The following is a 14420-nucleotide window of genomic DNA, read 5'->3' on the forward strand; positions in this document are numbered from 1 at the left end:
CTGAGGAGAGAGAACCCGAGATGAGCAACCCCTTCGACAACCCCGACGGCGTCTACTCGGTGCTGGTCAACGCCGAGGGGCAGCACAGCCTGTGGCCGGACTTCGCCGAGGTCCCCGCCGGGTGGACCACCGTCCACGGGCCCGCCGCCCGTCAGGAGTGCCTCGCCTACATCGAGGCCAACTGGACCGACATGCGCCCGAAGAGCCTGGTGGACCAGGACGGCTGACCCCCCGGGGGGCGCACGGCGCATGCGAGAAGCTCGCGCCCCCCGCGAAAGGGCGGTCCTTGTACGGGAGGGCATGGCCTGAGGAAGGGACAAAGCGTCCTTGCGGGCGAGCGTGCCCCCGCGAGGGCGGCCCCTGCCGGAGGGCGTGCCCCCCCTTGGGAGGCCGAGTTCCCGCGTGGAAGGCGTGTCCCCGCAGGGGGAGGTAGGAGGGCGTGCCCCCCGCGAAAGAAGGGGTCTCCGGAGAGGGCGGGCCCCCGCGAAAGAAGGGGTCCCCGGAGAGGGCGGGCACGTACAGGAGAGGGGGGCCGCGTACGCAAGAAGGGCCGGGCCGCGATGGGAGTCGCGGGCCGGCCCTTCTCCGCGGGCAGTGCCCCGTGTGCCGGGGCGGGTCAGGAGGCCGGTTCGGTGACCTCGGTGGCGGGGGAGCCGTCGACGGCGGCCGCGAGCTGCGGCGCCAGCCGGTCGAGCGTGTACGGCAGGCTCAGCACCGAGACGAACGAGAAGGCGTTGCCGTAGTCGCCGGTCTCCTTGACGAAGACCTCGCGGCCCTGCCGGACGACCTTCAGGTCGCCGTACAGCTTGTCCTTGTGGAGCTTGGCCGCGTCCGCCGCGGGGTCGGCCACGATCCACACGATCGCGCCGGTGTCCAGCAGGTCGGTGCGCTCCTTGCTGATGTTGGCGCCGAACTGGTCGCCCACGGCCTGCTGCAGGCCGGAGGGCAGCGTGAAGCCCAGCGAGCTCAGGATGCGCGAGCGGTTGTCCTGCGGTCCGTACGCGAAGATCCCCTGGTACGGGGTGGCGATCACCGCGGTGGCGCCGTCGAACTCCGGGTGCGCCTGCTTGGCGGCGGTGAACTCGGCCTCGACGCCCGCGACGAGCCTCTTGGCCTCCGCCTCCTTGCCCAGCGCCCTGCCGATGATCTCGGTCTGCCGCTGCCACGGGACGCCGTAGTCGGCGTAGTCTTTGGGCTGGGCCACCACGGGGGCGATCTTCGACAGGGTCGCGTACTGCTCCTTGGTCAGCCCCGAGTACAGAGCGAAGATCAGGTCGGGGGCCAGTGAGGCGATCTTCTCCACCTGCGGTCCCGTGCCGGTGTCCTTGAGCACGACGGGCGCGGCGGCGGCGCCCAGCCGGTCGGTGGCCCAGGGGCCGATGGCGCCCTTGTAGCCGCCCAGCCATTCGGTGGTGCCGACCGGCACCGATCCGAGAGCCAGCACGGAGTCCTGGTCGGTCAGCCCGACCGTGACGATCCGCTTGGGCGCGGCGGCGATGGTGGTGCTGCCGTATTTGTGCTCGATGGTCACCGGGAAGGCGCCGCCGCCCGGGGCGCCGGAGGGCTCGGCGGCGCTGGGGGCGGAGCCGCCGCCGGATCCGGTGCCGGAGCCGCAGGCGGCGACGGTGCCGCAGAGCAGCAGGACGGAGGCGAGCACTGCGGCGAGCCGGGTGCCTCTGGTGGAACGGGACATCGAGATTTCCTTCGGCTTTCGTCAGATGATCGGTGCGTTGTGCGTGGGGGGAGCTTGGTGTTCGCCGGAACGGGCGTCCGACCAGGACTCCCAGAGCGCGGCGTAGGGTCCGCCGGCGGCGAGCAGTTCGTCGTGGAGGCCGCTCTCCACGACCCGGCCGCCGTCCATGACGACGACGCGGTCGGCGGTCGCGGCCTGGGTGAGGCGGTGCGCCACCACCAGGGCTGCACGGCCCTCGATCGCCCGCAGGGCGGCCTGCTCCAGGGCGCGGGCCCCGGTGCTGCCCGCCTCGGCCGTGGCCTCGTCGAGCACCGCCACCGGCGGGTCGGCCAGGACGAGCCGGGCGAGGGCCAGTTGCTGTGTCCGCATGGCGGTGAGGCGGTGACCGCCGTCGCCGACGACCGTCCAAAGGCCCTCCGGCAGCGCTTCCACCCAGGTCAGGGCCTCCACGCGGGCCAGGGCCTCGCGCAGGTCGCCTTCGGTCGCCTCCGGGCGGGCCAGCCGCAGGTCCTCGGCGAGCGGCCCGGCGAAGACGTGCGTCTCCTGGGTGATCAGTGCCACCGCGGGGCCCGGCCGGTCCCGCTCGGGGACGGCCAGCCGTACCGAGCCCTGCGTCGGGCGGTGGACGCCGGCGATGAGCTTGACGAGCGTCGTCTTGCCCGCCCCGCTGGCGCCGACCAGCGCGACACGCTCGCCGCGGCGGATGACGAGATCGACATCGTGCAGGACGAACCGCCCGGCCTCGTACGCGTGCCCGACCCCGCTGACCGTCACCACGGGGTCCCCCGCAAGCAGCGAGCCTCCGGCATCCTCCGCACGCTCCGCCCCCTCCGACGACGGCTCCTCGGACGACGGCTCCTCGGACGACGGCTCCTCGGACGACGGCTCCTCCGACGCCCCCTCGGATGACTGCCCATCCAATGCCGGCCGCTCGGGTGACGGCCGCTCGGGTGCCGGCAGGCCGGGCGCCGGTCGTTCGGACGGAGCCTGTTCGGGTGCGGGTAGCTCGGGTGCCCGGCCGGGTGCGGGGTCCTCGGGTGCCGGCTGGTCGGCGACGCCGACCAGCCGGGCGAGGCTCGCGGCGGCCGACTGAGCGTCGTCGGCCAGGACCAGCGCGGAGTTGATCGGCGCGAACAGGCTGTGGAAGTACAGCGCCGCGGCCGTCGCGGTGCCGATGGACACCGCGCCGCCGCGCACGAGGAGGAAACCGGCGACAAGGACCGCCGCCAGGCCGATGTACTCCGCCACGTGCAGGCGGCTGTAGAACCGCAGCACCAGCCGTACCCCGCGCATGGTCAGCTCCACCGCCGACCACGACCGCTGGGTCACCCGCTCTTCGTGCTCGGCCTCCAGCCGGAACGCCCGGACGGTGGAGGCGCCGCTGATGCTGTCCAGGAGTTGCTGCCGCTGCGCCCCGTCGGCGACGCGCTGCCGCGCGTACAACGGCACGGCGTTGCGCACGTACCAGCGCGCGGTGTGCGCCTGGATCGGCACCACCAGTAGCGCTGCGAGCAGGAACCGCCAGTCGAGCACGGCCAGCGCTCCAAAAGTGAGCACGATGGCCAGCAGTGAGCGGGCCAGTTCGGGAAGGGCGGTCCGCACGGCCTCGGCCACGCGCGAGACGTCACCGGTGACCCGGGCGGTCAGGTCGCCGGACCCGGCCTGCTCCACCTGCGCGAGGGGAAGCCGCAGGGCGCGTTCGACGAACCGCTCGCGCAGCCGGGCGAGCGCGGTCTCCCCGAGCCGCGATATCAGGGACAGCCCGAGCCCGGTGCCGGCCCCCTGGACGACGGCGACCAGCACCAGCAGCGCGGCGGGCGCGGTGAGGGCCTGCGCGGGCCGCCGTCCGGCGACCAGGTCGACGATGTGCCCCAGCAGTGGCTGGATGAGCAGGCCGGCGGCCGTGGCGGCGACCATCACCGCGAACCCTCCGAACGCCAGGCCCCGGTGCGGTCGCAGCAGTTCCCGCGCGGCGGCCCAGGTCCGTGCCGGGTTCGCCGTGGGCAGCAGCGCCCGTCCCCCCTCAGCGGAGACGGGCGCGGACGTGGCCGGCGTCAGCCGATCCCCGGCGACGCCCGTCCCCGCCGCACCTTCGCCCATGCCGGCACCGCCGCTCATGCCGGTATCGCGGCCCAAATCGGTAACGCCGCCCATGTCGGTACTGCCAGGCATGTCGGGGCGGTCGGGCGTGTCGGTGTCGCCTGTCATGCCGGTGTCGCCTGTCATGCCGGTGCCGTGGGGCGTGCCGGTGTCGCGTGTCATGCCAGTACCGCCGTGCGGTAGGCGGCGTGACGTCGCACCAGTTCGGCGTGCGGGGCGGTGTCGGTGACCTGGCCGTCGTCGAGCAGGATCACCCGGTCGGTGACCGCGAGCAGCGCGGGGCTGGTGGTGACCAGGATCGTCGTGCGGCCGCGGCGGAACTCGCGGACGCCCGCGGCGATGCGTGCCTCGGTGACCGCGTCCACCGCGGTGGTCGGGTCGTGGAGCACCAGCACGGGCCGCTCGGCGGCCAGCGCCCGAGCCAGGGCCACGCGCTGGCGCTGCCCGCCGGACAGCGAGCTTCCGCGCTCGCCCACCGCCGTGTCGCCGCCGAGCGGCAGGGCCCGGACGATCTCGTCGGCCCCGGCCGCCGCCAGCGCGCGGGCGATGCGGCCGGAGCCGGCGTCGCCGGGCGCCGCGGCCCCGACGTTGTCGTGCAAGGTGCCCTCGAACAGCTCCGCGTCATGGTCGGCGACCAGCACCGCCATGCGCAGGCCGGCAGGGTCCAACTCGTTCAGCGGTACGCCGTCCAGCTCGACCACCCCGGAGTCGGGGTCGGACCGGCGGCCGAGACAGCGCAGCAGCGCCGCGGCGTCCGCCGGATCGGTGGCGGCCACGCCGAGCACCTCGCCGGGGGCGACGTCGAGGTCCACCTGGCGGAGCCCGCCGTGGCTGACGCCGCGCAGCCGGACCGCGCCCCGCACGGGCCGCGCCGGCCGCGCGCCGCCGGAGGTCACGCGCGGCGGCGCGGACAGTACGTCGGCGATGCGCGCCGCGGAGGCCCGGCCCTGGGCGAGGTCGGCGTTGACGTAGGAGAACACCTCCAGCGGTCCCAGCAGGAACAGGGCGAGACCGACCGCCGAGACGAGCTGGCCCAGGCTGATGTCACCCTGGAGGGCGAGCCGGCCGCCGGTGAGCGCGACGACGGCGATGAGGCATCCCGTGAGGGTCAGCACCATGCCGTTCTGCAGTGCCTCCGCCCGGGCCGCCCGCAGCGTGGCCGCCAGCGAGTCGCGGCTGGTGCGCCGGTAGCGGGCGACGGCCGCCGACTCGGCGCCGATGCCCTTGAGCACGCGAAGCCCGGTCACCAGGTCGGTGGCGACACCGGAGGCGTGCGCGGCACGCTCCTGCTCGGCTTCGCTGCGGCGCTCCAGGGGCTTGCCGAGCAGATGCCCGAGCCAGAGCAGCACGGGTGTCCCGGCCAGCACCGTCAGGCCGAGCGGCACGGAGATCCGCAGCAGCACCACGGCGCCGACCAGGAGCCCCGTCAGCGCCGAGATGCCGATCATCACGGCCATGGCGACGGCGCCGACGCGCTTGGCGTCCTCGGTCGCGATGGTGGCCAGGGTGCCAGGCAGCCTGCCGTTCTCCGCCCCGCCGCGGGGATCCAGCACGCGGCGTACGAGTTCGACGCGCAGCGCGTGGGCGCTCCGTTCGGCGGCTCGCTCCCCGGCGCGAGCGCCGAAGCGGAAACCGAACGACAGCCCCACGTACACGACGGCGAGCACCGCGAGCCACCCCAGCAGCGCCCCGGCGTCGCCGCCGGCGACGGCCTGGTCGATCACGACGCCGATCAGGACGGGGACCAGGGCCTCGCCGGCCTGGTGACCGGCTCCGAGCACCGACCCGAGCGCGAGGTCGCGCCGCTGCCCCCGGACGGCGCGCAGCAGTACCGCCCGCCCCGGCGCACCCGTCCGCACCCGCGAGGAGCCACCGGTCACCCTGTGGCCCTGGGGGAGGAGGCGGAGGGCACGTGCGGGCGTCCGGCCGGGCCCAGGATGGAGCCGAGGATCTCTCCGGCCCGCACGGCGGTGGTCGACAGCAGCGTGGAGGCGATGCCGTGGGTGTGCTCGGTCGCGCCCTGCAGGTAGATGCCGCAGTCCATGCCGCCGGTGGTCTCCAGGCGGTGGTCGCGGCCCACCCGCAGGCCGCCGCGCTCGTCGCGCAGGCAGTACGCGCCGGCCGCGCCGAGCAGGTCCAGCGGGTCGACCGGCCGGTACCCGGTGGCGTAGACCACGGCGTCCGCCCGCAGCCTCTCCACCTCGCCGTCGGCCAGCGACCGCACGGTCACCTCCACATGCGTGCCCTCGTCGCTCAGCCCGGTCACCCGGGACATGTTCATGACGCGAAGGCGCTCGGTCCCGGCCGCCCGCTCCTCGTACACCCGCCGGTAGAGCTCCCGCAGCAGGTCGAGGTCGACGACGGCGTAGTTGGTGTTGGCGTGGTAGTCCAGCAGCATGCGCTTCACCGGTTCGGGGGAGGCGTAGAAGTCGTCCACGGCGGCCGGGTCGAAGATCCGGTTGGCGAAGGGGCTGTCGTCGGCGGGGCTGTACCCGTAGCGGGCGAACACGGCGCAGATCTCGGCGCCGGGAAACCTGCGGTGCAGGTGTTCGGTGACCTCGGCGCCGCTCTGCCCGGCGCCCACGACGACGAACCGGCGCGGCGGGGAGGTCAGACCGTCCAGTCGGGTGAGCAGCTCCTGGCTGTGCCACACCCGGCCGTCGGTCACCATCCCGTCCGGCAGCGTGGGCCGCAGGCCGGCCGCGACCACCAGATTGCGGGCGCGGTAGGTCGCGAGCTCGCCGTCCGGCCCGCCGCGCTGGACGACGACGTCGAGCAGCTCCACCCGCCCGTCCGCGTCCTCGACCGGCCGCACGGTGACGACCTCGGCGCCGTACCGCACCCGGTCGTCGAAGTCGGCGGCCACCCAGGACAGGTAGTCGTGGAACTCCAGCCGGGTCGGGTACATCGTCTTGAGGTTGATGAAGTCGGCCAGTCTGCCCTTGGCATGCAGGTAATTGACGAAGCTGTGGCGGCTGACCGGGTTGCGCATGGTGACCAGGTCCTTCAGGAAGGACACCTGCATCGTCGCGCCGTCGAGGAGCATGTCGCGGTGCCAGCCGAACGCCTCCTGCTTCTCCAGGAACACGGCGTCCAGAGGGGTGTCCCCGCGCTCGGCGAGGGCGACGGCGAGGGCGAGGTTGGACGGGCCGAAGCCGATGCCGACGAGATCATAGACGCGGGTCATGGCGTCCGCTCCTTCATACGGTCTGGTCCTTCATGCGATGGGGGCGATGCCGGGAAGGGCTGGACGAGGTAATGATTAGGTATGCCTAACCTAAATAAGGTAAGGCAGCCCTAAGTAACCATCCCGTGCGCAGGGCTGTCAAGCTCGGTGCGGGCCGAGCGGGGGCGAGGTGGGCCAGGTGGGGTCGGACGGGGCCGGTAGGGGTTTCGTCCGGGATCGTCCAGCCCCGGCGCCGGACGAACCGCGCGTACGCCGGGGTGTCTGGGACGCGCGCGGTCCGCGGCCGAAATGACATTCCATGGTGTTCAATCTCATGATCAGTCATGACGATTGGAATTATTTGCCCAGGTCACCGTGATCCCGGCCTCCATCTCGGGTATGGCGAAATTGATCCGTACCGAGAAGCAAAACGGGAGGCGGTGAGGTCATGACTAGACCGACCGGCCTGGAGGCGCACCCCGACATCGTGGCCATGAGAGCCAAGTACGAGCGGGCGAGTTCCAGCATGGCGGCGCAGGTGATAGACGGGCTGACGCTCCTGGCGGGGCTCTATCTCGCGATATCCCCGTGGGTGGTGGGGTTCAACGGCCTGTCGCGGCTGTCGGTGAGCAACATGGTCACCGGACTGGCCCTGGCCGCCCTCGCCCTGGGGTTCGCGTCGGCGTTCGGCCGGACGTACGGGCTGACGTGGATCGCGCCGATCCTCGGGGTCTGGACGATCCTGTCCCCGTGGATCATCCGGTCCCACACGACCGGGTCGATCTGGAACAACGTCATCACCGGCATCGTCATCCTGCTGCTCGGCCTCGGCGCCATGGCGGTGGGAAACCGCAAGATGCCGATGCGGCAGTAACGGAGTGCCCGGCCGGGTGTGGCGGGCGCGCCTCGCCACACCCGCTGCGCGCTCCCGCCGGCGGCCGGGCGGCATCCTGGACGGCCCGGCCGTTTGCCGCGCTCAGCACGGGTATGGGGTCCTCGTGGAGCTGCGACAGAGCAATCCCGCCGAACCGGGCATCCGCCGCAGGCGCCGGGGACGCGGGTTCAGCTATCACTGGCCGGACGGCCGGCCGGTGAAGAACCGGCGGACGCTGGAGAGGCTCAAAGCCCTCGCCATCCCGCCGGCGTGGCGCGAGGTATGGATCTGCCGGGACGCCGACGGCCATATCCAGGCCGTGGGAACCGACACCGCCGGCCGGCGGCAGTACCGCTACCACGACGTGTGGCGGGAGGAGCAAGATCGCGTCAAGTTCGACCGCGTATGCGAGATGGCGCGCAGGCTCCCCGCCTTCCGTGAACGCGTCGGCAAGGACCTGGAGCGGCGCGGCCTCAGCCGTGACCGCGTGCTGGCCGCCGCGGCCCGCATGCTCGACATCGGCTTCTTCCGCGTCGGCGGCGAGTCGTACGAGTCCTACGGGCTCGCCACCCTGCGAACCGAGCATGTGACCTGCGGAAATGGCGTGGTCGCCTGCTCCTACCCGGCCAAGGGCGGCAAGCCCAGGGAGGTCCGGCTCATCGACGCCGAGGTCTGCAAGGTCGTCACCGCGCTGCACCGCGACGGCCGCGACGGAGAGCTGCTGCGCTACCAGGAGGGCTCGGTCTGGGTGGACGTGCGCAGCGAGGACATCAACGCCTACCTGCGCGAGACCATGGACTTCGAGGTGACGGCCAAGGACTTCCGCACCTGGCACGCCACCGTGCTGGCGGCGGTCGGCCTGGCCGTCTCCGCCCGGGCCCGCAACAGGACCGGCAGGAAGCGCGCCGTCAGCCGCGTGATGAACGAGGTGGCCGACTACCTCGGCAACACCCCGGCCGTGGCGCGGGCCTCCTACGTCGACCCCCGGGTGATCGACGCCTTCGACAAGGGCCGCACGATCGAGCGGGCGCTGGTCGAGCTCGGCGCCGACGCCGGGTTCGGCCAGCTCGCGACGCACGGCGGCGTCGAACGGGCGGTGATCAGCCTGCTCCGCCGTTCATAGCCGCTCCCGGCCGGCGCCGCGCTGCCGGAGCCGGGGAAAGGAAGGGGAACAGCCATGACCGACCTGAAGGACGGCCGCGCGGCCGCCACGGACCTGGGAGACGGCCGGCCCGCCGCTAACCCGTACGCCTCCCTGTCGACCGCCGAGCTGGTCCGGCACCTGTCGGAGGACGTATCCCGGCTGGTCAAGGACGAGATCCGGCTGGCCGCCATCGAGCTCACCGGCAAGGGCCGCAAGGCCGGCCTCGGCGCCGGCCTGTTCGGCGGCGCCGGAGTGGTCGCCCTGTACGGCGGCGGGGCGCTGGTCGCCGCGCTGATCCTGCTGGTGGCCCAGGCGCTCGCGCCCTGGATCTCCGCCCTGATCGTGGGCGTGGTGCTGCTGATCGTCGCCGCCGTGCTCGCGCTCGTGGGCAAGCGGCAGGTCGCCAGGGCCACGCCGCCCCTGCCGCAGGAGGCCATCCGCAGCATCAAGGCCGATGTCGACGCCGTGAAGGAGAGTGCACACCGATGACCGAGAACGACCCGATCGGCGCGGACCACCGCCCCACCGCGGGCGAAGTGGGCCTGCGCAGACAGGAGCCGGGCACCGCGACGCCTGAGTCCGCCGGCCCCTCGCTCAACGTGCCCGAGGTCCACGCGCCGCCCAAGCCGTACGTGAAGCCCGTGGTCAGCCACGGCAGGGGCGACCCGCTCGCCGGGCTGTCCGAGACGCCCGTCCGCGCCGCAGAATCCACGCCGGCCGCCGAGCCCGGCCACGGTTCGCCCGACGGCCATGGTTCGCCCGACGGCGGGCACGGCGGCACGCGCGTCTCGGAGGCCGACCGGCTGCGCGACGACATCGTGCGCACCCGCGAGGAGCTCGGCCGCACGGTCGAGGCGCTCGCGCACAAGGTCGACGTGAAGTCCCGCGCCCAGCGCAAGGTGGCCGAGACCAAGGCCGCCGCCAAGGAGAAGGTGACCGAGACCACGGCCGCGGCCAGGGACAAGGTGACCGGCACCACCGCCGCCGCGAAGGAGAAGGCCGCTGAGATGGCCGACCGCCTGCGCGGCGTCACCCACACCCGGACCGGCGAGGGGGCCACCGGCATGGACACCGAGATGGACACCGGCCTGGGCCTCGGCCCGGTCACGGGGGAGACGGCCCGTGAGCCTGTTCCCGAGCGGCTCAGAAGTGTGGCGGAGCAGGTTTCCACCCAGGCGCGCCGCCGTCCTGGTGTGATCATCGCGGCGGGCGCCGCCACCGTGGCCGGGGCGGGGCTGCTCGCCTGGGCGCAGCGGCGCGCCCGTCCCAGCACCGCCCACGAGGCGTGGCACGCGGCCCGTCAAGCCCGCGACCGCATGCTGTCCCGCCGCACCTGACCATCCCGCCGCGCTCGACCCCGCCCCGCCGGCACCATGGGGGCGCCACGGCGAAGCGGCGCCCGGCGCCGGCACGGCGTGCGGCCCGTACGCGGCGCCCGGCGCCGTGTACGGCCCGCGGGGAACGGGCGCGCCGGAGGCGTGGGGTACGGCAGGGCGGAGGCGTGGCGTACGGTCCGCGGGGAATGGGCGCGGCCTGCTGCGGAGGCGCGGTGTGCGGGCGGGTGGTCTCTCGTCAGGTCGATCGGCTGGGAAACAGTGGGTCATGGGAGGCATGTCGCGGTTGTCGGCGCCGAAGCGGCGGCGGATGCTCATCAGGCGTCATCAGGCGCCGTCCGCGTAGCACCGTTGTCCGCTTCGCCGCCGACCGCCCGTTCGACGGCCCGTCCGCCATCCCCCCGTCGGCTCCGCCGCGCAGGGCGCGGCGCACTTCGCACGAGGGGAACCGCATGCCGCCGCATCCCAACATGGACCCCGAGCTGGCCGCAGGGCTGGAGCACGCCTTCATCCCGCCGATCGACTTCGCCCGGATGTCCCCCGAGGACCTGCCGGCCCTGCGACGGCGGATGGCCGGCGCGTTCGCGGCCATGCCGCCGATGACCGGTCCGGGCGTCACGGTCGAGGACCAGCGTGTGCCCGGCCCGGACGGCGCGCCCGACATCAGGCTCCGCGTCTACCGGCCCGCCGAGCGCCGCGGCCCGGCGCCGCTGCCGTGCCTGTACTGGATCCACGGCGGCGGGATGATCCTCGGCCTGGTGGAGATGGACGACGCCCGGGTGGCGACCTTCGTGCGCGACGTGGGGTGCGTGGCGGTCTCGGTGGAGTACCGCCTGGCCCCCGAGCACCCGTACCCCGCCCCGGTCGAGGACTGCTACGCCGGCCTGGTGTGGACGGCGAAGAACGCCGGCGACCTCGGCGTCGACCCCGCGCGCATCGCCGTCGGCGGAGGGAGCGCCGGCGGAGGGCTCGCCGCGGGCACCGTCCTGCTGGCCCGCGACCGCGGCACCCCCGCCGTCGCCTTCCAGTTGCTGCTGGCGCCCATGCTCGACGACCGGGGAACCACCCCCTCGTCCCTGCGGTCGGAGGATGCGGTGGCGTGGAACAGCGCCGCCAACGCCTTCGGCTGGCGGGCGCTGCTGGGCGAGGCGGCCGGGTCCGCCGGCGTGCCGCCGTACGCGGCGCCGGCCAGGGCCGGGGACCTGTCCGGGCTGCCGCCCGCCTACATCGACGTCGGCGAGCTGGAGGTCTTCCGCGACGAGTGCGCCGACTACGCCCGCCGGCTCGTCCAGGCGGAGGTGTCCACCGAGTTCCACATGTACCCGGGGGCCTTCCACGGGTTCGACGCGCTGGTGCCGGGCGCCGAGCTGAGCCGCAGAGCCGTCGCCGGACGCTCCGCCGCCCTGCGCCGCGCCCTCGCCCGTTGAGACGCGTGCCCGCCGCGCTCGCGGCGGGCGGGCGGCGCGGCGGTCAGCCGGCGATGAGGCGGGCCAGCAGCGCGCCGCAGCCGGCGGCGGCCAGCCCGGCCGCCACACTCAGGGCGACGTTCAGCGCCGACAGCAGCCGTGCGCCGTTCTGGACCAGGCGGAGCGTCTCGTAGCCGAAGGTCGAGTACGTGGTCAGCGCGCCGCAGAACCCGGTGCCCAGCAACGCCATCACCCCGTCGCCCGCGGGCAGCGCCACGAGGAAGCCGAGCAGCGCCGAGCCGGAGACGTTCACGGTGAAGGTGCCCCAGGGGAAGGCCGCGTCGTGCCGTGCCTGCACGAAGCGGTCGGTCAGGTAGCGCAGCGGGGCGCCCAGCGCCGCGCCGAGGATCACCAGCAGCACGCTCACGGCGCGGTCCCGCCGGGCCGGGCGGTGTAACGGATCACCTCGACCTGGTCCAGGACGACCAGCCCCTCGGTCACCAGCTCGTCCAGGCGGGGCAGGAAGGCGCGGACGCGCTCCTCGGCGTCCACGATGATGACCACGATGGGCAGGTCCTCCGACAGCGACAGGATGCGGGAGGTGTGGATGCGCGAGGTCGCGCCGAAGCCCTCGATGCCGCGCACGACGCTCGCCCCGGCGAGCCCCGCCTCGTGGGCGCGGCGGACGATCTCGTGGTACAGCGGCCGGTGGTGCCACTGGTCGGACTCGCCGACGAAGACCGACAGCCGGAGGGCGGGGCCCTGGAGCTTCGCCGTCTTCACCATGTCCGCCATGCCGGCCCCGTCTCTGGTCATGACCGCCCCGTGCGGAGCAGCCGCAGCGCCGCGCGGGTGAGCACGGCGCCCGCGTACACGGCGGGCACGGCGCACAGCACCGTCCCCGCCAGGTAGGCGAGCGCGACGCCGGGCGCTCCGGCGGCGGTCGCGCGGCCGATGTCCACGATGTACCCCGAGAAGGTGGTGAACCCGCCGAGGACGCCGACCCCGAGGAAGGGGCGCAGCAGGCGGTGCACCTGGCCCGCCTCGGCGATCGTGGTCATCAGCACGCCGATCAGCAGGCATCCGGCCACATTGATGGCGAAGATCGTCCACGGGAACCCGCCGGGCGGTCGCGGGAAGGCGGCGCCGAGCCCGAACCGGGCGAGCGCGCCGATCACCCCGCCCGCGGAGATCACGCCGAGGGTGTCCCAGGGAACCGGCGAGCCGTCCATGGCACCGACCCTATCGGCGGGAGCCGGACGGCCGGATCGCCAGGCCAGGTGAGCGGACCGGATGTGAACCACATCACAGGGGCCCTTGCGGACGGCGGCGGCGCGGAGTGAAGATCGCAGTCACCATCTCCGCTCCTGAGGAGGATCAGGTGCCCCTGGACAGCGATCTCCGCGCCGAGGACATGCGGTCACAGCGGCGCAAGGCCGCCTTCGCCGGCGTCGTCGGCACCGCCATCGAGTGGTACGACTTCTTCCTGTACGGGACGGCCGCCGCGGTGGTCTTCCCGCAGGTCTTCTTCCCACAGTCCAGCGAGTACGCCGGGACGCTCTCCTCCTTCGCGACCTACGCGGTGGGCTTCGCCGCCCGGCCCGTCGGAGCGGCGATCTTCGGGCACTGGGGCGACCGCATCGGCCGCAAGGCGACGCTCATCGTCACCCTCGTCCTGATGGGGGTGTCCAGCGCCCTGATCGGCGTGCTCCCCGGCACCGCGTCCATCGGCGTCGCGGCGCCGGTGCTGCTGGTGGTGCTGCGCGTCCTGCAGGGCATCGCGGTCGGCGGCGAGTGGAGCGGCTCGGTGCTGCTGTCCATGGAATGGGGCGACCAGAGGCGCCGCGGGCTGATGGCGAGCTGGCCGCAGACCGGCGTCCCGATCGGCCTCATCCTCGGAACGGGCATGATGTCCCTGCTGGCGACCACCGCCGGCGACGCCTTCGTCGAGTGGGGCTGGCGGGTGCCCTTCCTGGCCAGCGTCCTGTTGGTCGCCGTCGGCCTGTGGGTGCGGCTGCGCGTCATGGAGACGCCGCTGTTCGCCCAGGTGATCGAGCGGCGCCAGGTGGCGCGGCTGCCGATCGCCGAGGTGCTGACCCGGCACCCCAAGGAGGTCGTGCTGAGCGCGCTCGCCCGGGCCTCCGAGCAGTTGCCGTTCTACATCTTCACCACCTTCGCGCTCACCTACGTCGTCAAGGAGGTCGGCCTGTCCAGCGGGTTCGCGCTGGCGGCGGTGACCTGCGCGGCGGCGCTGGAGCTGGCGGCCATCCCCGCCTTCGGCCACCTGAGCGACCGGGTCGGCCGGCGCAAGGTGTACGCGACGGGAGCGGTGGTGCTGGCGGTCGTGGCGTTCCCGTACTTCATGGCGCTCAACACGGCCATCCCGGTCGTGGTGTTCCTGACCATCATGATCGTGCAGATCCAGCACTCCATGGAGTACGGCCCGCAGGCGGCGATGATCGCCGAGAGCTTCCCGACCGGCCTGCGGTACGGCGGCGCCGGGCTGGGGTACCAGCTCTCCTCGCTCATCGCGGGAGGCCCGGCGCCGCTGGTGGCGACCTGGCTGCTGCACGACTTCGGCTGGCAGGCGATCGCGCTGTTCATGATCGCGGGGGCGGTCGTCGGATTCACCGCGACTCTGCTGCTGCCCGACCGCTCGAAGGTCGACATCGCCGACCAGGCCGCCTACTGACGGCCCGCCGG

At 73.6% G+C, this 14420-nt stretch carries 14 protein-coding genes; 7 read left to right on the forward strand and 7 right to left on the reverse strand.

Features of this window, described 5'->3' with window-relative positions:
- The first annotated feature begins 20 nt into the window (after window positions 1–20).
- A complete protein-coding gene (locus tag ABZT47_RS27005; protein WP_354847706.1) occupies window positions 21–227 on the forward strand; it encodes an MbtH family protein in 207 nt (68 codons plus the stop codon).
- Window positions 228–616: 389 nt separating this feature from the next.
- Here the strand turns inward: ABZT47_RS27005 and ABZT47_RS27010 are convergent, their stop codons facing one another.
- Genes ABZT47_RS27010 through ABZT47_RS27025 form a run of 4 tightly spaced genes read right to left on the reverse strand, consistent with a single transcriptional unit; the run spans window position 617 to window position 6980 of the window.
- Window positions 617–1693: an iron-siderophore ABC transporter substrate-binding protein gene (locus ABZT47_RS27010; protein WP_354847709.1), complete on the reverse strand. Its 1077-nt coding sequence runs from the start codon at window positions 1691–1693 to the stop codon at window positions 617–619.
- A gap of 21 nt (window positions 1694–1714) precedes the next feature.
- Entirely contained in the window at window positions 1715–3955 is a 2241-nt protein-coding gene (locus ABZT47_RS27015; protein ID WP_354847712.1) for an ABC transporter ATP-binding protein, read from the reverse strand.
- Window positions 3952–5673, reverse strand: coding sequence for an ABC transporter ATP-binding protein (locus ABZT47_RS27020; RefSeq protein ID WP_354847714.1), 1722 nt, complete (start codon window positions 5671–5673; stop codon window positions 3952–3954). The genes ABZT47_RS27015 and ABZT47_RS27020 overlap by 4 nt, the downstream gene beginning before the upstream one ends.
- Entirely contained in the window at window positions 5670–6980 is a 1311-nt protein-coding gene (locus tag ABZT47_RS27025; RefSeq protein ID WP_354847717.1) for a lysine N(6)-hydroxylase/L-ornithine N(5)-oxygenase family protein, read from the reverse strand. The genes ABZT47_RS27020 and ABZT47_RS27025 overlap by 4 nt, the downstream gene beginning before the upstream one ends.
- Before the next feature lie 427 nt (window positions 6981–7407).
- Between ABZT47_RS27025 and ABZT47_RS27030 the strand changes: the two genes are divergently transcribed.
- The 5 genes from ABZT47_RS27030 (at window position 7408) to ABZT47_RS27050 (ending at window position 11738) form a co-directional block, all read left to right on the forward strand.
- Window positions 7408–7833 carry an SPW repeat protein gene (locus tag ABZT47_RS27030; protein ID WP_354847720.1) on the forward strand — a complete coding sequence of 142 codons (426 nt, stop codon included), beginning with the start codon at window positions 7408–7410 and terminating at the stop codon, window positions 7831–7833.
- Window positions 7834–7957: 124 nt separating this feature from the next.
- Window positions 7958–8956 (forward strand): DNA topoisomerase IB, encoded by a 999-nt coding sequence (locus ABZT47_RS27035; protein WP_354847722.1) that lies wholly within the window; start codon window positions 7958–7960, stop codon window positions 8954–8956.
- Between the two features lie 54 nt (window positions 8957–9010).
- Window positions 9011–9466, forward strand: a complete 456-nt coding sequence (locus ABZT47_RS27040; RefSeq protein WP_354847725.1) for a phage holin family protein — start codon at window positions 9011–9013, stop codon at window positions 9464–9466.
- A complete protein-coding gene (locus ABZT47_RS27045) occupies window positions 9463–10314 on the forward strand; it encodes a DUF3618 domain-containing protein (protein WP_354847728.1) in 852 nt (283 codons plus the stop codon). Before ABZT47_RS27040 ends, ABZT47_RS27045 begins: the two co-directional genes overlap by 4 nt.
- A 449-nt stretch (window positions 10315–10763) precedes the next feature.
- Window positions 10764–11738 carry an alpha/beta hydrolase gene (locus ABZT47_RS27050; protein WP_354847730.1) on the forward strand — a complete coding sequence of 325 codons (975 nt, stop codon included), beginning with the start codon at window positions 10764–10766 and terminating at the stop codon, window positions 11736–11738.
- A 43-nt stretch (window positions 11739–11781) separates the two neighbouring features.
- Here the strand turns inward: ABZT47_RS27050 and crcB are convergent, their stop codons facing one another.
- Genes crcB through ABZT47_RS27065 form a run of 3 tightly spaced genes read right to left on the reverse strand, consistent with a single transcriptional unit; the run spans window position 11782 to window position 12949 of the window.
- Complete coding sequence (crcB, locus tag ABZT47_RS27055) at window positions 11782–12144, reverse strand: fluoride efflux transporter CrcB (RefSeq protein ID WP_354847732.1); 363 nt, start codon at window positions 12142–12144, stop codon at window positions 11782–11784.
- Window positions 12141–12533 carry a DUF190 domain-containing protein gene (locus ABZT47_RS27060; protein WP_354847735.1) on the reverse strand — a complete coding sequence of 131 codons (393 nt, stop codon included), beginning with the start codon at window positions 12531–12533 and terminating at the stop codon, window positions 12141–12143. Before ABZT47_RS27060 ends, crcB begins: the two co-directional genes overlap by 4 nt.
- Window positions 12530–12949: a CrcB family protein gene (locus tag ABZT47_RS27065; protein ID WP_354847738.1), complete on the reverse strand. Its 420-nt coding sequence runs from the start codon at window positions 12947–12949 to the stop codon at window positions 12530–12532. Before ABZT47_RS27065 ends, ABZT47_RS27060 begins: the two co-directional genes overlap by 4 nt.
- 149 nt (window positions 12950–13098) lie before the next feature.
- Here ABZT47_RS27065 and ABZT47_RS27070 point away from each other — a divergent pair, with 149 nt between their 5' ends.
- Complete coding sequence (locus ABZT47_RS27070) at window positions 13099–14409, forward strand: MFS transporter (protein ID WP_354847740.1); 1311 nt, start codon at window positions 13099–13101, stop codon at window positions 14407–14409.
- Window positions 14410–14420: the final 11 nt, after the last annotated feature.

Origin of the sequence: Sphaerisporangium sp. NPDC005289 (genome assembly GCF_040607455.1) — a bacterium.
Taxonomy (GTDB): Bacteria; Actinomycetota; Actinomycetes; order Streptosporangiales; family Streptosporangiaceae; genus Sphaerisporangium; species Sphaerisporangium rhizosphaerae.